This is a genomic window from Lacisediminihabitans sp., assembly GCF_036569425.1.
In the GTDB taxonomy this organism is placed as follows: domain Bacteria; phylum Actinomycetota; class Actinomycetes; order Actinomycetales; family Microbacteriaceae; genus Lacisediminihabitans.
Map to the genome: position 1 here is coordinate 1 of NZ_DATCQQ010000007.1, position 17,044 is coordinate 17,044.

At 68.3% G+C, this 17,044-nt stretch carries 16 protein-coding genes; 6 read left to right on the forward strand and 10 right to left on the reverse strand.

Features of this window, described 5'->3' with window-relative positions:
- Window positions 1-77 precede the first annotated feature (77 nt).
- Together VIM54_RS00520 and VIM54_RS00525 are read right to left on the reverse strand one after the other, a co-directional pair.
- Window positions 78-482, reverse strand: coding sequence for a VOC family protein (locus VIM54_RS00520; RefSeq protein ID WP_331898226.1), 405 nt, complete (start codon window positions 480-482; stop codon window positions 78-80).
- Complete coding sequence (locus VIM54_RS00525; protein WP_331898228.1) at window positions 479-841, reverse strand: DUF952 domain-containing protein; 363 nt, start codon at window positions 839-841, stop codon at window positions 479-481. Before VIM54_RS00525 ends, VIM54_RS00520 begins: the two co-directional genes overlap by 4 nt.
- Window positions 842-894: 53 nt before the next feature.
- Here VIM54_RS00525 and VIM54_RS00530 point away from each other — a divergent pair, with 53 nt between their 5' ends.
- Both VIM54_RS00530 and VIM54_RS00535 read left to right on the forward strand, forming a co-directional pair.
- Window positions 895-2,154, forward strand: a complete 1,260-nt coding sequence (locus VIM54_RS00530) for an APC family permease (protein WP_331898230.1) — start codon at window positions 895-897, stop codon at window positions 2,152-2,154.
- 7 nt (window positions 2,155-2,161) lie between these two features.
- Window positions 2,162-2,947 (forward strand): class I SAM-dependent methyltransferase, encoded by a 786-nt coding sequence (locus tag VIM54_RS00535; protein ID WP_331898232.1) that lies wholly within the window; start codon window positions 2,162-2,164, stop codon window positions 2,945-2,947.
- 2 nt (window positions 2,948-2,949) lie between these two features.
- Here VIM54_RS00535 and VIM54_RS00540 read toward each other — a convergent pair whose 3' ends face one another.
- The gene (locus VIM54_RS00540; RefSeq protein ID WP_331898233.1) at window positions 2,950-5,046 is read right to left on the reverse strand and encodes a DNA topoisomerase IV subunit B; all 2,097 of its coding nucleotides are present in this window, start codon (window positions 5,044-5,046) and stop codon (window positions 2,950-2,952) included.
- A 226-nt stretch (window positions 5,047-5,272) separates the two neighbouring features.
- Here VIM54_RS00540 and VIM54_RS00545 point away from each other — a divergent pair, with 226 nt between their 5' ends.
- Entirely contained in the window at window positions 5,273-5,509 is a 237-nt protein-coding gene (locus VIM54_RS00545; protein WP_331898235.1) for a DUF7455 domain-containing protein, read from the forward strand.
- Between the two features lie 56 nt (window positions 5,510-5,565).
- On the opposite strand, the gene VIM54_RS00550 is transcribed toward VIM54_RS00545, so the two are convergent.
- From VIM54_RS00550 to VIM54_RS00580, 7 genes are all read right to left on the reverse strand, one after another.
- Window positions 5,566-6,612, reverse strand: coding sequence for an alanine racemase (locus tag VIM54_RS00550; protein WP_331898236.1), 1,047 nt, complete (start codon window positions 6,610-6,612; stop codon window positions 5,566-5,568).
- Window positions 6,609-7,364, reverse strand: coding sequence for an alanine racemase (locus VIM54_RS00555; RefSeq protein WP_331898238.1), 756 nt, complete (start codon window positions 7,362-7,364; stop codon window positions 6,609-6,611). The genes VIM54_RS00550 and VIM54_RS00555 overlap by 4 nt, the downstream gene beginning before the upstream one ends.
- A 37-nt stretch (window positions 7,365-7,401) precedes the next feature.
- Window positions 7,402-8,142 (reverse strand): glutamine amidotransferase, encoded by a 741-nt coding sequence (locus VIM54_RS00560; RefSeq protein WP_331898240.1) that lies wholly within the window; start codon window positions 8,140-8,142, stop codon window positions 7,402-7,404.
- Complete coding sequence (locus VIM54_RS00565; protein WP_331898242.1) at window positions 8,139-9,413, reverse strand: MurT ligase domain-containing protein; 1,275 nt, start codon at window positions 9,411-9,413, stop codon at window positions 8,139-8,141. Before VIM54_RS00565 ends, VIM54_RS00560 begins: the two co-directional genes overlap by 4 nt.
- A gap of 40 nt (window positions 9,414-9,453) precedes the next feature.
- Entirely contained in the window at window positions 9,454-10,815 is a 1,362-nt protein-coding gene (locus VIM54_RS00570; protein WP_331898244.1) for an RNA polymerase sigma factor, read from the reverse strand.
- 264 nt (window positions 10,816-11,079) lie between these two features.
- Window positions 11,080-12,408: an MFS transporter gene (locus tag VIM54_RS00575; RefSeq protein WP_331898246.1), complete on the reverse strand. Its 1,329-nt coding sequence runs from the start codon at window positions 12,406-12,408 to the stop codon at window positions 11,080-11,082.
- 90 nt (window positions 12,409-12,498) lie between these two features.
- Window positions 12,499-13,428 (reverse strand): PAC2 family protein, encoded by a 930-nt coding sequence (locus VIM54_RS00580; protein ID WP_331898248.1) that lies wholly within the window; start codon window positions 13,426-13,428, stop codon window positions 12,499-12,501.
- Window positions 13,429-13,542: 114 nt separating this feature from the next.
- Here VIM54_RS00580 and VIM54_RS00585 point away from each other — a divergent pair, with 114 nt between their 5' ends.
- The 3 genes from VIM54_RS00585 to VIM54_RS00595 form a co-directional block, all read left to right on the forward strand.
- Window positions 13,543-15,036, forward strand: coding sequence for a leucyl aminopeptidase (locus VIM54_RS00585; RefSeq protein WP_331898249.1), 1,494 nt, complete (start codon window positions 13,543-13,545; stop codon window positions 15,034-15,036).
- A 100-nt stretch (window positions 15,037-15,136) separates the two neighbouring features.
- Window positions 15,137-16,510: a dihydrolipoyl dehydrogenase gene (lpdA, locus tag VIM54_RS00590; RefSeq protein WP_331898251.1), complete on the forward strand. Its 1,374-nt coding sequence runs from the start codon at window positions 15,137-15,139 to the stop codon at window positions 16,508-16,510.
- A gap of 55 nt (window positions 16,511-16,565) precedes the next feature.
- The coding region (locus VIM54_RS00595; protein ID WP_331898253.1) for a biotin/lipoyl-containing protein at window positions 16,566-17,044 on the forward strand (479 nt) is incomplete at its 3' end.

A 17,044-nucleotide genomic window follows, 5' to 3' on the forward strand; every position in this document is an offset into this window, starting at 1 on the left:
ATGCGGCGTGGCGGCGGGGGTCACGCCTCCCGCCGTGGCAGGGCACGACTCCCGCCGCGAGCACGGGACGAGGCCGCCTACCCGCGAACGTCCTCGGCGACAATCTCCAACTCGAATCCGTCCTCGTCGCAGAGGTAGGCGGCGTAGTGCCCTGTTCCGCCAGCAAACGGATGCCGATCTGGAAACATCAGGGCCCATCCGTGCGCGCTCGAGGCAGCGGTCAGCGCGTCGACGGCGGCTCGGGATGCGGCGTTGAGGGCGAGGTGGTTGACGCCCGGCCGCAGCCGGTCGTGACCTCCCTCGGTCATCGCGGCCGACTGCTCGATCACCAGATAGCCGCCGTCCGCAGACTTCCAGGAGTGGCCCAGCGGCCAGTCCTGGAAGTCCGCCCAGCCGAGCTCATGGAGCAGCCACTCCCACCGGGGTCGCGCCGCCGCGAAGTCGGGCACCCAATACTCGATGTGGTGGATCGCCGCGGTCATTTCGCGGCATCCCCCTCGACCGTGAACCGGCCGTCGCAATCGAAGCGAGCCGTCGATACCCGCGTGACAAAGGAAGGCAGGATCGGCCCATAGAGGTGGGGGAAGAGTTCGCCGCCGCCGTCCTCAAGCCTGACCTCGATGCCGGAAGCGGCCGCGGCCGCCTCGTCGATCTCGAGCACAACGAGCGGCTCGGAATCATCCGAGTAGAACCTGCTCGCGACGCCATCGAGCTGCGCCGCGGTTGAGGCATGGATGAACCCGGTCGACTCGAGAGTCGCCCCGCGGCGTGACACGCGGTACGTGCCATCCCGCAGCGCGGCATCCCAGTCCGCGGCGTGGGCGATGTGAAAGATGGTCATCGCTCGAGCCTAAACGTCAGCCGCTCGATGCCCCGGTGTCCTAGGCTTCGCGAGTGACCTCCCAGCCAGCCCTCTCCCGCCGCCTCAGTCTTTCCGACGCGGTCTTCGTCGGGCTCGGGTCGATGGTCGGCGCCGGGGTCTTCGCCGCCTTCACCCCGGCGGCGCGAGCGGCCGGCAACGGCCTTCTCATCGGGCTCGTCGTCGCCGCGATCGTCGCCTTCTGCAACGCGACCTCCTCGGCTCAGCTGGCGGCCGTGTATCCATCGTCCGGCGGCACCTACGTCTACGGCCGGGAGCGGCTCGGGCCCTGGTGGGGCTTCCTCGCCGGGTGGAGCTTCGTCATCGGCAAGATCGCGAGCTGCGCCGCGATGGCGCTCACCTTCGCTGCGTACGCCGCCCCGGCCGGCTGGGAACGCCCCGTCGCCGTCGCCGCCGTCGTGGGGCTCGCCGCCGTCAACTACGTCGGCGTCACCAGAACGGCTCTCGTCACGAGAGTCATCGTGGTGATCTCCCTGCTCGCCCTCGCGATCGTTGTCGCCGCCGGGGCGAGCGAGGGTATAGGCGCCAGCGACTGGTCGGGCGGTGCCCTCATCTCGCACGGCTGGTACGGCATCCTGCAGTCGGCCGGGCTGCTCTTCTTCGCCTTCGCCGGCTACGCCCGCATCGCGACCATGGGCGAGGAAGTGCGCGACCCGTCGCGAACGATCCCGTTGGCCATCACGATCGCCCTCGCCATCACGGTCGTTGTCTACGGCGTCATCGCCGTGACCATCCTGGGCGCGCTCGGCGCCACCGGGGTAGCCGCTTCGAGCGCCCCGCTCGCCGACACGGTGCGAGCGAGCGGATGGGCGTGGGCCGGCCCCGTGGTGCGGGTCGGCGCCGCGGCGGCGTCGCTCGGCGCCCTGCTCGCCCTCATCGCCGGGATCGGCCGCACGAGCCTCGCCATGGCCCGCGAGGGCGACCTCCCCCGCTGGCTCGCGGCCGTCCATCCGCGCTATCGGGTGCCGCACCGCGCCGAGGTGGCGATCGCGGTCGTCGTCGTCACGCTCGTGCTCACGATCGACCTGCGCGGGGCGATCGGGTTCTCCTCGTTCGGCGTGCTGCTCTACTACTTCGTTGCCAACCTCGCGGCCCTCAGCCAGCCGCGAGAACAGAGGCGCTATCCCAGGGCCGTGCAGGTGGTCGGCGCCCTCGCCTGCCTGACCCTCGCCGCCACCCTGCCCGCGGCGGGCATCGTCGTCGGCGTGATCGTGATTCTGGTGGGAGTCGGCTACCGTCTCGCCTCTCGCCGGGCGAACCGGCGGGGAGCATGATGGGGTGATGGACCCCTGGCAACACGGCGATGCCTACGAACGGTACGTGGGGCGGTGGAGCCGCCTCGTGGCCCCGGAGTTCCTCGCCTGGCTGGGCCTGCCGCCCGGGCGTCGCTGGCTCGACGTCGGCTGCGGCACCGGCGCCCTGTGCGCGACGATCCTCGATCTCGCGTCGCCGGCATCGGTTCACGGCGTCGAGCCGTCGGAGGGCTTCCTCGAGACCGCCAGGCGGAATCTCGCCGGGCGAGCGGTCCTGCGGCGTGGGAGCGCCGACGACATCCCGCTCGGCGACGCCACCGTCGGCGTCGTCGTCTCCGGACTCGTGTTGAATTTCGTGCCGGTCCCGACGGCCGCCCTCGCGGAGGCGTCCCGCGTGACGACAGCCGGCGGCACCATCGCCGCGTACGTCTGGGACTACGCGGGCCGGATGGACCTGATGCGGCACTTCTGGGACGCGGCCGCCGAACTCGATCCGCACGCCGACCGCCTCGACGAGGCCGCCCGCTTCCCGCTGTCCCGTCCCGAGGCGCTGTCGGCACTCTTCACCAGCGCCTCGCTCGAGAGGGTCGACGTCACGGCCATCGACATCCGCACCCCGTTCGCCAGCTTCGACGACTACTGGCGGCCGTTCCTCGGCGGTCAGGGCGTGGCGCCCGCGTACGCGATGTCGCTTGACGAGCTGGCGCGGGCCCGCCTGCGGGAGCTCGTGCGCGATCGACTCCCGATCTCGGCCGACGGGTCCATCGACCTGCTCGCCCGTGCCTGGGCCGTGCGGGCCACCGTGCCGGCGTAGCCCTAGACGTCGATGCGCTCGCGGGAGAGCGCATCCGAGCCGGCAATGATGAAGTCCTTGCGCGGGGCGACGTCGTTGCCCATGAGCAGCTCGAAGACCCTCTCGGCGTTCACGGCGTCCGTGATCTGCACCCGGCGAAGGGTGCGGTGCTTGCGGTCCATCGTGGTGTTCGCGAGCTGGTCGGCATCCATCTCGCCGAGGCCCTTGTAGCGCTGGATGGGGTCCTGATAGCGCTTGTTGCTGCGCTTGAGCCCGGCAAGCACCCCGCCCAGTTCGGCCTCGGAGTAGGTGTAGATGGTCTCGTTCGGCTTGGTGCCCGGGTTCATCACGATCACCCGGTGCAGCGGCGGCACCGCCGCGTAGACCCGCCCGTCGCGGATCATGTCCGGCATGTAGCGGAAGAACAGCGTGAGCAGGAGGGTGCGGATGTGCGCGCCATCGACATCCGCGTCGCTCATGATGATGACCTTGCCGTAGCGGGCGGACGCAAGGTCGAAGCTGCGACCGGATCCGGCGCCGATCACCTGGATGATCGACGCGCACTCCGAGTTCGACAGCATGTCGGAGACGGATGCCTTCTGCACGTTCAGGATCTTGCCGCGGATCGGCAGGAGCGCCTGGTATTCACTGTCCCGCGCGAGCTTGGCCGTGCCGAGCGCCGAGTCGCCCTCCACGATGAACAGCTCGCTGTTGGCGACGTCGTTCGAGCGGCAGTCCACGAGCTTCGCGGGCAGGGACGAGTTCTCGAGCGCGTTCTTGCGGCGCTGGGTCTCCTTGTGGGCACGCGCGGAGATGCGCGACTTCATCTCGGCGACGATCTTGTCGAGCACGAGGGCCGACTGGGTCTTGTCGTCGCGCTTGCTCGATCCGAACCGTTCGGCCATGGTCTTCGCGACCACGTTCGCCACGATATTGCGCACCGCCGGGGTGCCGAGAATCTCCTTGGTCTGCCCCTCGAACTGCGGTTCGGGCAGCCGAACGGTGAGCACGGCGGTGAGGCCGGCCAGAATGTCGTCCTTCTCGATCTTCTCGACGCTGTTCGCGCCTGTGCCGACCTTCAGCCGTCGGGCGTTCTGCTCCACCTGGGAGCGCAGGAACTTGAGCATCCCCGCCTCGAACCCGGTCTGGTGCGTGCCGCCCTTCGGGGTGGCGATGATGTTGACGTAGCTGCGGAAGACCGTGTCGTAGCCGGTGCCCCAGCGCAGGGCGATGTCCACCTCGCACTCGCGCGAAAGCTCGGTCGCAACCATGTGGCCCTTGTCGTCGAGCACCGGCACGGTCTCGGTGAATGTGCCGGCTCCGCTCATGCGCCAGGTGTCGGTGAGCGCGGTGTCCGGGGCGAGGAAGTCGACGTATTCGGCGATGCCGCCGTCGAAGCGGAAGGTCTCCCGCGTCGGCTCATCGCCGCGCTCGTCGCTGATGTCGATCGCGAGGCCGCGCACGAGGAAGGCGGTCTGCCGCGCCCGGGCGACCAGCTCCTCGGTCTGGAAGGTGGTGCCGCGGCTGAAGATCTGCGGATCGGCCCAGTACCGCACGCGCGTGCCGGTGACCCCCTTCGCCACCTTGCCGGCGACGCGCAGCTCGCTGCGGCTCTCGAACGGGGTGAACACCGCGCTCGGTGTCGGCTCGCCGAGGTCGGTGAAGATGCCGGGCTCGCCCCGGTGGAACGACATCGCCCAGGTCTTGCCGTCGCGGTCGACCTCGACGTCGAGGCGCTCGGAGAGGGCGTTGACGACGGAGGCGCCGACGCCGTGCAGCCCCCCGGATGCGGCGTACGATCCGCTGCCGAACTTTCCGCCGGCGTGCAGCTTGGTGAAGACCACTTCCACGCCGGAGAGGCCCGTCTTCGGCTCGATGTCCACCGGGATCCCCCGGGCGGTGTCCCGAACCTCGACGCTGTTGTCCTTGTGCAGGATCACGGAGATCTCTCCGCCGTGCCCGCCGAGCGCCTCGTCGACGGAGTTGTCGATGATCTCCCAGAGGCAGTGCATGAGACCGCGAGAGTCTGTGGAGCCGATGTACATTCCGGGCCGCTTGCGCACGGCCTCGAGGCCCTCCAACACCGACAGGTGCCTCGCCGAGTAGTCGGAACTCGCCACGAATGTCTCCTCACGCCCGACCCGTCTCCAGGGCATCAAGGAATGGATGGGAGCCGGGCCGTGTTCTAGCTTAATGACAGCGGATGACACCGCCGCCGCACGACACCCCCCTACAACTGGGTCTACGCGTTCAGCGAAATACAGGACTTTTGTCGCCCCTTTGTAACATGGGCGTGTTTGTATAGGGGTAAGAAGTTTTTCGATAATGGAACTGGAGGAGCATCTCATGTCACAGATTGCACCCGAAACAACTGCACTAGACGAGCTCGACTCCAGCCACCAGCTCACCGCCTCCGACCGCTGCGATAGCTGCGGCGCCCAGGCGTACATTCGAGTGGCCATCGGTTCGAGCGAACTGTTCTTTTGCGCCCATCACGGCAAGAAGTACCAGGAGAAGCTCACCGCGGTCGCGAGTGACTGGCACGACGAGTCGGCCCGCCTGCTGCAGGACCACCGCTCCTAAAACCAACGACGCGTGACCCCAGCGCCTCCGGCCTCGTGCCGGGGGCGCTGTGTGGTTTAAGCCCCGGTGTACCGGCGCGGGATGCGCGGGCTCAGCCGAGTGACGATCTCCTCGCCGATCGTGCCGAGGGCGTCCCCCCACTCCTGCAGGGTCGGCTCGCCGCGCGCGCCCGGGCCCACCAGCACGGCCGCGTCCCCGGGTTGCACCGGCGCGACACCGACAGCGACCTCGAGGCTGTCGACGTCGACCGAGACGATGGGATAACGGGTTCCGGCGATCGCGACCTCCATCGCTCCCGCCGCCGACCCTGGTACGCCGTCGCCGAATCCAGTGGCCACGATGGCGAGTCCGTCGTTCACCGCCATCACCGGCGCGGCGAGGGTCAGCACCTGCTCCAAGCCGAGCGAGGCCGCGGTCACTCCCCCGCCCGGCGAGATGCCGTAGGAGAAGGCGCCCACCCGCACGAGGTCGAAGCGGGCGTCTGCGCGGGCGAACGACGCGGCGCTCGCGGCAAGGTGTCGCACCGAGAACGCCGCCCCGAGCCCCTGCGCGACCGCGATCGCGGCGTGGAACTGCTCGATCGCGTCGCTGTCCTCGGCGTCCGACGCCTCCGCAATGTGGGTCCACACCCCCACGAGCTCCACTCGCTCGTCGAGCTCGAGCGCCCGTCGCACGAGCGGCGGCCACTGCGCGGCATCCGCCCCGTTGCGGTGAAGCCCGGTATCGATCTTGAGGTGGACGCGTGCCCGGCCCGCCGAGCCGACCGCCGCGATCCGGTCGAGCTGGTCGACGGTCGAGACGCCGAGGTCGATTCCGGCCTCGATCGCGCGAGCGTAGTCCTCGGCGGGTCCGAGCAGCCAGGCGAAGATCGCCACATCGTCGTGGATGCCCGCCTCTCGCAGGCGCAGGCCCGTCGCGATGTCGAGGCTGCCGATCCAGCCGACTCCCGCATCCACCGCGACCCGCGCGATCGGGAGCAACCCGTGCCCGTAGGCGTCCGCCTTGACGATGGCCATGAGGCCGGCCGGGGCCACCCGGGTGCGGATGCGGTCGAGGTTGCGGCGGTAGGCCGCGAGGTCGATCGTCGCCTCGGCCCCGCTCACGACGTCATCCTCGGCAGGTGCTGCCCGAAGACCGAGACCACCTCGGCCGCGGACCTGCCGAGCGCCGCCGCCCACGCCGCCGCCCTCGGCTCGCCGCGGCTCTCGTCGCCGAACACCACCGCTTCGTCGCCCACGCGCACCGTGTCCTCCCCCAGGTCAAGCACGAGCGCGTTCATGGCGACGCGGCCGGCGATCGTGCGGGGCTTTCCGCCGAGCAGGAGGGTTCCGACGTTGCTGGCGATGCGATCGAGGCCGTCCGCGTAACCGATGCCGACGAGGGCGAGGTTGGTGCGCGCCGCGGCGCGGTAGGTGTAGCCGTACGACACGCCCTCCCCCGCCTCGATCGTCTTCGTGCCCACCACGAGCGCGCTCACCCGCATCGCCGGGCGGAGTTCCGCATCCTCGACGAGGCCGTAGAGCGCCGCACCGGCGGAGTACACCTCGTGGTCGTGCCACGTGCGGGCCGTGCCGCTGCTCGGGAGTCCGCGCTGCGCGACGATGTCGACGGCGATGCCGGCGTCCCTCAGCTCGCGCGCGTCGTCGAGCTCGCTCACCGTGAGGGAGGCCGCGCCACCCCGGAGAGCGGCCAGGGCGGTCGCAACGGCGCCGTGGCCGTAGCCGTCGGCCGCGAGATCCGCTGCGAGCAGTCGGGGCGCGACGCGTGCGGCCAGCACCGCGGCGTTGTCGCGGATGGCGGAGAGGTCGATCTGTGCGCTGCACACGGCCGAACCGGGCATCCGGGCGTCGCTCACCGTCATCACCTCGTGGTTGTCGAAAGGCCTGGAGAGCCTAGATCCTCGAGAATACGTGCTTGGCGTTCGCCGCGATCACTTCACGCGCCCGCGCGGCGAAACGATCGAGGTCCGCGTTCGTGTCCGCGGGCGTGTAGTCGATGCCGCGACGCGACGCGATCGAACCGATGATCGCATCCGTGAGCAGCGGGTTGAGGGGAAGCACCGGGCCGCCGACCTGCGTGCCGATGCTCGTGCCGTCGAGCACTCCCTCGACCGCGCCCTCGCTGTTGCCGGTTCCGGCCTCGAGGATGCCGAGCGGTTTGGCCTTCGCATCGAGCGACCAGCGGGAGGCGTTGTCCTCGAAACCGACGACCTGCCCGAACGGGGTGTCGACGATCACATAGCCGACAGAACGCTCCGGGATGCGGGTGGCCCGGAACGGCAGGATGCCGAGGCCGTCGAGCGTGCTGCCGTCGAGCAGCGTGATGGAGCGGCCGAGCAGCTCCGCCCCCGACCCGTAGGCGAACACGGGAACGCCGGCCGCGCGGTAGGCGCGGAGTCGGTCGCCGAGAGACACGAGGTCGTCGTAGACGTTGCGCATCGCCGAGAGCGGCCCGTTTCCCACCACGACGAGGTCGGCGTCGGCCGGGAGTTCGTTGCCGATGTGGTGTTCCACCACGGACACGGCCAGGCCGGCGTGCTCGAGCCGCGCGCGAAGCGCCATCACGTTTCCGCGGTCCCCGGCGACGCCGAGCTCGTCCGGGTACAACTGCACGATCGTGACCGTGGTGTTCATCGCTGATTCTCCAGCTCGAGGAAGCCGATCTGCTTCCGCGCGAGCATCATGATCTCGTAGTTGACGATCCAGGTCTTGAGGCCGGTGGACGGCTTCGGGAGGGCGCGCATGATCTCGATCGCCTTCCGGAGATCGGGCTCGACCGCACCGATGGCGATCCCCTCGTGCTCGAGCCGGAGGGCGATCTGCCAGGCCTTGGCCCCGGTGACGACGTCGACGTGATCGAGGGCGGCGAAGTCGATGTCGTAGATCCAGGAGATGTCCGGGGTGCCCTCGTCGATCGCGAGCAGCACCTGCTCCGGGGGCTCGGGGAGCGCGTCGAGGTTGAGCTGAAGGCTCGCCGCGTTCTTGAACATGACGAACTCGACCTGTTCGTTGCCGAAGTCGAGCAGCTCGCCGCGACCGTAGGCCGGCTTCATCGCGGCGAAGGCCGCCGCCGACGATGCCGCATCGAACCGGTCGCCGAGGATGACGGCCGCGGTCGCGAGCGCCGCCGCGGCGTCGATGGCGTAGTGCAGGCCCTTGGCGGGGAGGGTGACGTCGATCGTCGCGCCCGCGACGTCGATCGTCGCGCCCGCGCGATCCGTCGCCACCAGCTCGGCGAGGGCGTCGTGGTGTTCCGGCTCGACCGCCGCGTCCCGGTAGTCCTTCGCGTTGAACAGTCCGTGCGGTGCGCTCGCGATGAGCTCAGCGGAGGCCCCGAAGTAGCTGATGTCCGGACCCGTCGTCGCGTCGCCGTCGGGGTAGCGTCGAGCGATCTTCGAGAGGTACGGATCCTCGCGGTTGGTCACGATGTGCAGCCGCGCACGCTGCGCGGTATCGAGCATCATGTCCGCGACCCGCTCCGTCTCGTAGAAACGGTAGAGCTGGTCGACCTGGGTGTTGAGCACGAGCACGGTGGATGGCGGGACTGTCGCCGCGAACTCGAGCGCGAACGCCTCATCCACCTCAAGCACCCCGATGTCGGCGTCGAGGCGTCCGAGAACGCTCGACTCGGCGAGGATCGATGAGGCGATACCCTGCGGGAGGTTCGCGCCCGACGGATTCGTGAACACTCGAAGGCCGTGGCCGCGCAGCACCTCGGTGAGCATGTGCGTGGTCGTCGACTTGCCGTTGGAACCGAGAACGTAGACGATTCCGTACTCGAACTGGCCGGTGACGTCTTCGAGAAAACCGGGCGCGAGCTTCGTGGTGACGTAGCCCGGAAAGGCCGAGCCGCCGCCGCGAAGCTTCGCGAGGGCGCGTACGGTCTTGCCCAGGACCACGGGCACGAAGTACTTCAGACCGCTGGGCTTTCCCCTGCCGGCCGGTTTACTCAAGATAGTCGCGCAGCGACTGCGACCGGGACGGGTGGCGAAGCTTCGCCATCGTCTTGGACTCGATCTGGCGGATGCGCTCGCGCGTCACGCCGAAGGTGTCGCCGATCTGGTCGAGGGTCTTCGGCATTCCGTCGCCCAGGCCGAACCTCATCCGGATCACTCCGGCCTCGCGCTCGGACAGGGAGTCGAGAAGCGACTCGAGCTGCTTCTGCAGCATCGTGAAGCCCACCGCGTCCGCGGGGACGACGGCCTCGGTGTCCTCGATGAGGTCGCCGAACTCGCTGTCGCCGTCCTCGCCGAGGGGCGTGTGCAGCGAGATCGGCTCGCGGCCGTACTTCTGCACCTCGATGACCTTCTCCGGCGTCATGTCGAGCTCGCGGCTCAACTCCTCTGGAGTCGGTTCGCGACCGAGGTCCTGCAGCATCTGGCGCTGCACGCGGGCGAGCTTGTTGATTACCTCCACCATGTGCACCGGGATGCGGATGGTGCGGGCCTGGTCGGCCATGGCGCGGGTGATCGCCTGGCGGATCCACCAGGTGGCGTAGGTGGAGAACTTGAAGCCCTTGGTGTAGTCGAACTTCTCGACCGCACGGATGAGGCCCAGGTTGCCCTCCTGGATGAGGTCGAGGAACTGCATCCCGCGACCCGTGTAACGCTTGGCGAGGGAGACGACGAGTCGGAGGTTTGCTCCGAGCAGGTGGCTCTTGGCCCGCTGCCCGTCCTTCGCCACCCAGGAGAGCTCGCGGCCCAGCTGGGACTTGAGTTCGGCGGGTGTCATCTGGGAGAGCTTGTCCTCCGCGAACAGGCCGGCTTCGATTCGCATCGCGAGCTCAACCTCTTCGGCGGCGTTGAGCAGCGCGACCTTGCCGATCTGCTTCAGGTAGTCCTTGACCGGGTCTGCCGTGGCGCCGGTGATGGCCGACGAGTAGACCGGCACCTCGTCCTCGTCGTCGACGAGCGATAGCACGAGCGCGCCGCTGGGCAGCACCTCGTCTTTGTCATCCTTGTCGTCCTTGTCATCGTCGGAGTCATCGGTGGCGTCTTCCTTGACGTCCTCGGCATCCTTCGCGTCTTCGACCACGACGACGACATCGACCTCTTCGTCGATCTCCTCGCCATCGACCACCTCGTCAGCGTCGTCGGTGTCGTCGGACTTCGACTTGGTGGCCTTCTTGGCCGGAGCCTTCTTGGCCGCGGCGTCCTTGGACGCGGCCGCCTTCGCAGGCGCCTTGGCCGGGGTCTTGGTCGTGGCCTTCTTGGCCGTGGTCTTCGGTGCCGTCAGCGCCTGGTCGGCAGCGACCTCTTCTCCTGCCGCCGTGTCGGCGAGAGTGGTGGATTTAGTGGTGGTGGCCATTCGGACACCTTTCGCATCGGATCGAGAACAAACTACTGGTGTGTAGTGCCGGGCTGGAGGCTTTTCGGGCAGCACGCACTTCGGGTCGCACGCTTTTCGGGCAGCACGCATTTTGGGCAGCACGCTTTTTGGGCAGCACTAAGACCCATGTCAAGTCCTGGGCCGTTGCACAACGAATGAGCAAATACGCCCCGTCAACTGGAACGGGTCTTACGTCAATCATTGCATGCTTTGCCGGCACCCCTTGCCAATTCGGCGCATTCGCTATATCTTGTGTCGCCGAAGGGCTCTGGAGAGTGCAACCCAGAGCGGTGCCACCCGTATTCCCTCGTCTTCGTGCAGCCGTCGGCGGGTGCTCCTCCGCGCCAGCAGCAGAAAGATCACGCCGGCGCCCACCACCGCGTACTGCACGGTGAGGGCGACGCGGAACGACTCCCAGGCGAAGACATCGCTCGCCGCCCCGCTGTCGATGCGGAGACGGTTGAGCACATCGAGAACCAGCCCGATGAGGTACATCATCACGAAGCTCGCGAGAAAACCGCCCACATTCACGACGCCGTTCGCCGACCCGAGGCTGCGCATCGGATTGAAGGTGCGGGCGAAGTCGAAGCCGATGAGCGACCCGGGTCCTCCGATGCCGAGCACGATGATCAGGATGACCACGACGACGAACGGTGGACGCCCCGGCCAGAGCAGCAGCACCGTCCACGCGATCCCGATCGTGGTGACGATCGCCAGCACGAGATTCGAACGGCGCAGGGGGAAACGGGCGGTAAGCACGCCCAGGATCGGTCCGCTCACCACGCCGGCGCCCACGATCAGGGTCAGCAGACCCGACGCCGTGGCCGGGCTGTAACCGAGCCCGGCGGTCAGCATCGGGAACCCCCAGAGCAGGCTAAAGACGGTGCCGGATGACTGGGTGGTGAAGTGAGACCAGAAGCCGAGCCGGGTTCCCGGCCGGGCGAGCGCCTCGCGCAACTGGCGCATCGCGTGGGGCCAGGTCGTGACTCGGTCGCCCCGCGCGGCATCCGCCCTTCCGTTGGAGAGGAGCACGAGCACGAGCACGAGGGCGAGAGCGGACATCGACGCGGCGGAGAGGAAGGCGGGCGTCCACCCGTAGCTGTGCAGCAGGAAGGAGAGCGGGATGGCGGAGAGCACCTGGCCGAGCTGGCCGAGGTTACCCGTCCATTGCGACACCTGCGGCAGGAGCCGCCCATTGAACCAGGACGCGAGAAGTCGGATCACCGAGATGAAGGTCATCGCATCGCCGGCACCGACGAGCACGCGGCCGACGATCGCGACCCCGATCGACGGAGCCAGGGCCAGCACGACCTGTCCCGTGAGCATCAGCAGGGCCCCGGCCGCGACGAGCGCCTTCGGGCCGACCCTGTCGAGTACGACCCCCACCGGAATCTGCAGCGCGGCGTAGACGATGATCTGCACGACGGCGAGAGTGGAGAGCACCGACGCCGAAACCTCGAAGCGATGGGCGGCCTCGATGCCCGAGACTCCGAGGGAGGACCGCTGCAGCACGCCGACGATGTAGGCGAAGATGGCGATCGCCCAAATGAGCCAGGACCGCCGAGAATTCACTATTCAACAGTAGACCGGCCGAGCGGCATCGCCCTCCGCCGCCGGTGGCGTCTGGCAATCCGGCGTCCGGCGATCAGAGGCGTTCGGCGATCAGGCGAGGCTCGGCGGGTCGCTCTCGCCCTTGCGACGCGTCGCGAGGAAGTTCTCGAGTTCGGCGGCGATCTCGTCGGCCGACGGCAGTTCGCCGTCCTGGTCGGTCAGCGGCGACCTCAGCGGGTTGCCCTCCATATAGGAGTCGTGACGTTCCTCGAGCGCCCTCACGAGCTTCGCGAGCTCCTGGTTGGTTTCGATCTGGCTGTCGATCTTGGAGAGGAAGTCCCGGCCCTCGTCGCGCAACCGGTCGGTGGGAAAAATGAGTCCCGTCGCCGCGCTGATGCTCTCGAGAGCCTTCACTGCCGCATCCGGGTACTCGGTGTCGGCAAGGTAGTGGGGCACGAGGAGCACGAAACCGACCGTGGGATGTTCGAGCTGCTGCAATCGGTATTCCACGAGGTGAAGGGCGTTGGCGGGCACCTGGGTGCGAGGCTTCCACACCGACATGGCGTCGATCAGTTCGACGCGGTTGCCGCTGACGGTCACGCCGATCGGGCGGGTATGAGGCGTCGGCATCGGGATGGCGTGCACCCAGGTCGTGGTCTTCACCTTGAACCGCTCGATGAGTCGAAGCACCGCCGTGGAGAACCGCTCCCACTGGAAGTCCGGTTCGAAACCGGTGAGAAAGAGGAAGCGCTGACCGATCTCGTCGGTGCCGAGGTAGAGCCCGAGCTTCGGCGGCCGGTAGTCGGTGAGGTGGTCCTGGTCGAAGTAGATCACCGGGCGACGGGCGCGAAAGTCGAGCAGTTCGTCCGCGTCGAAGCTCGCGATCAGCCGCTGGTCGATCGAGTCGACGAGGTACTCGCCCAACTGGGTCACCGCCGCTCCCGCGTCGGCGAATCCGGTGAGTCCGGCGACCAAATGCAGGCCTTCCGGCACGTCGATGACGTCCGGGTTCAGTTCGTAGAGGCCTTCTGGGTCGCGCATAGTTTCACTCTAACCGCGCCACCGGACAGCGAACTGGTGATCGGGCCGAGAGGCTTCATGCCGTGAGCGAACAGGCCGAACGGGCGCGCCGGGCCGTCCGGCTAGCATTGCCGCATGACAGTCCCCGCCGTGCGCGTCAGCACCGACATCGCCCATTCCCTCAGCTCCGATGTGCTCGTGATCGGAGTCGGATCGTCGGATGACGGCCCCGTGCTGCACGCGAACGCCGCAGCGTTTCCCGCCCTGGTTTCGAACCTCGCGACGATCGGCATGACCGGCGGCAAGGACGAGCTGGTTCGCGTGCCCGTCGCAGCCGGGGAGGCACGCAGCATCGCCCTCGTCGGGCTCGGAAGCGGGCAGCCGGATGCCCACGCGCTGCGCTACGCGGCAGGAACGGCGGCGCGCAGACTGACCGGCGTCGAGTCGATCGTGATCGACCTGCCGACGAGGACGGATGCCGAGGTGCTCGCCGTGCTCGAAGGCGCGGCGATCGGTGCGTACTCGTACACCGAGTACCGGGCCAGTTCGCTCGAGTCCACCAAGCGTCCGGCAAGTGACGTCACCGTCATGACGGCCACCGCTCCCGAGACAGACCTCGCGAAGCGGGCCGCCATCGTCGCGACCGCCATCCACCGCGTTCGGGACCTCGTCAACGCGCCGCCGTCCGACCTCTATCCGGAGACCTTCGCCACCGCGGTCACCGAGTTCGCCGCAGGCCTCCCCGTCGAGGTGACGATCCTCGCCGACGAGGAGCTCGCCGCCGGTGGTTTCGGCGGGATTGTCGGCGTCGGCGCCGGATCGACCCGCGGACCGCGTCTGGTGAAGATCAGCTACGCGCCGCATACGGCGGCGAAGCATCTCGCCCTGGTCGGCAAGGGCATCACCTTCGACACCGGAGGCCTCTCGCTCAAGCCGGCAGCATCCATGGTCGGCATGAAATACGACATGGCCGGCGCGGCGACCGTCATGGCCGTCGTGCTCGCCGCCGCCGAGCTCGGCATCGACGTGCGCATCACCGCCTGGCTCTGCATCGCCGAGAACATGCCGTCCGGGTCCGCCATCCGACCGAACGACGTGCTTCGGATGCGCGGCGGTAAGACCGTGGAGGTGCTCAACACCGACGCGGAGGGCCGACTCGTAGTGGCCGACGGCCTCGTGGCGGCGAGCGAGGAGTTCCCGGACGCGATCGTGGATGTCGCGACCCTCACCGGCGCCGCGCGGGTGGCCCTCGGCGACCGCTACGCGGGGGTCATGGGCGACGACGACTTCGTGTCGGAGGTCATCGCCGCCGCGACCATCGCCGGCGAATCCTTCTGGCCGATGCCGCTGCCGGCCGAGTTGCGCTCTGCGCTGAACTCGGATGTCGCCGACATCGCCAACGCCCGCATCGGTAACACCGCGGCCGGCATGCTCGTCGCCGGGGTGTTCCTGCAGGAGTTCGTGGGCACGCGCCGCGACCCGGCGGAGGGCCGTATTCCGTGGGCGCACCTCGACATCGCCGGATCCGGCACCAACCCGGGCGGGGGATTCGGCTTCAGCGCCAAGGGTCCGACCGGTATGAGCGTGCGTACCCTGCTCGCACTGGCAGAGGAGTTTTCCCATGCGTAGTAAGGTCTTTATGGCTGTAAGAATCGAGCCAATGCTGCCCGCCGGCCGACACGGCTGATCGGGCTAAAGCACAAATCCTGAGATCCAAGGGAGCCCCTGGTTGTCTGAGCAGACTTTTGACATTGTGATCCTCGGAGCAGGGAGCGGCGGCTACGCGGCCGCACTGCGCGCGAGCCAACTGGGTTTCTCGGTGGCGCTCGTGGAGAAGGGTAAACTCGGTGGCACCTGCCTGCACGTGGGCTGCATCCCGACCAAGGCGCTGCTGCACTCCGCCGAGGTCGCCGACGTCACCCGCGAGTCCGCCAAGTACGGCGTCACGTCGACCTTCGGCGGCATCGACATGGGCGCGGTCACCTCCTACCGTGAGGGGATCGTCGCGAGCAAGTTCAAGGGGCTCGTCGGTCTGATCAAGACCCGTGGCATCACCGTCATCGAGGGCGAGGGCCGTCTCGTCGCCGCCAACACCGTCAAGGTGGGCGAGGACACCCTCGTCGGCAAGAACGTGATCCTCGCCACCGGCTCGTACTCGCGGTCACTGCCGGGCCTCGAAATCGGCGGCCGCGTCATCACCTCGGAGCAGGCCCTCGAGCTGGACTTCGTGCCGAAGAAGGTCGCGGTTCTCGGCGGCGGAGTCATCGGAGTCGAATTCTCGAGCGTGTGGCGTTCGTGGGGCGCGGAGGTCACGATCATCGAGGCACTCCCCCACCTCGTGCCCAACGAGGACGAGGCCATCAGCAAGCAGTTCGAGCGTGCGTTCCGCCGCCGCGGCATCGAGTTCAAGCTCGGCACCCGCTTCCAGTCGGTGGCCCAGGACGACAACGGAGTCGTCGTGACCCTCGAGAACGGCGAGACCGTGGAGGCGGAGCTTCTGCTCGTCGCCGTCGGTCGCGGTCCGTCGACGGCCGGCCTCGGCTACGAGGAGGTCGGTGTGGCCATGGATCGCGGTTTCGTGCTCACCAACGAGCGACTGCTCACCAACGTGCCAGGCGTGTACGCGGTCGGGGACATCGTGCCCGGGCTGCAGCTCGCCCACCGCGGCTTCCAGCAGGGCATCTTCGTCGCCGAGGAGATCGCCGGGCTCAACCCGATCGTGATCGACGACCTGAACATCCCCAAGGTCACCTACTCCGACCCCGAGGTCGCCTCGGTCGGCCTGTCAGAGGCCCGGGCCCAGGAGAAGTACGGCGCCGACAAGGTGACCAGCTACGACTACAACCTTGCAGGCAACGGCAAGAGCCACATCATCGGCACGTCTGGCTCGATCAAGGTGGTGCGTGTCAACGACGGACCCGTCGTCGGTGTGCATATGATCGGTGCCCGCGTCGGCGAGCTCATCGGTGAGGCGCAGCTCGTGGTCAACTGGGAGGCATACCCCGAAGACATCGCCCCGCTCATCCACGCACACCCGACTCAGAACGAAGCGCTGGGCGAGGCCTTCCTCGCTCTCGCCGGAAAGCCGCTTCACTCCCTCTGAGTCCGCGTCACCGAACTAAGCTAGAACAACAGAACTGGTCTAAGGAGCATCACTGATGAGCGAATCCGTCAACCTCCCGGCACTCGGTGAGAGTGTCACCGAGGGTACGGTTACCCGCTGGTTGAAGAACGTGGGCGACCGCGTGGAGGTCGACGAGCCGCTGCTCGAAGTGTCGACCGACAAGGTCGACACCGAGATCCCGTCCCCCATCGCCGGAGTGATCGAAGCGATCCTCGTGGCGGAGGATGAGACGGTCGAGGTCGGCACCCCACTCGTGACCATCGGAGATGGATCCGCCCCGGCAGCCGAGGCGCCCGCCGCCCCCGCGGAGGAGGCAGCCGCGCCCGCCGCCGAGGCGCCAGCACCCGAAGCGCCAGCTCCCGAAGCCCCGGCCCTCGCGCCGGAGCCCACGCCCGCCTACGCACCCGCGCCGACCTCGGCCTTCGCTCCGGCTCCGGCGTACGCGCCGAACCCAGCGTCGGTCGCCGCGCCGGCCGAGCCCGTCGAGGCACCCGTTGCCGAGGTGCCGTCGAC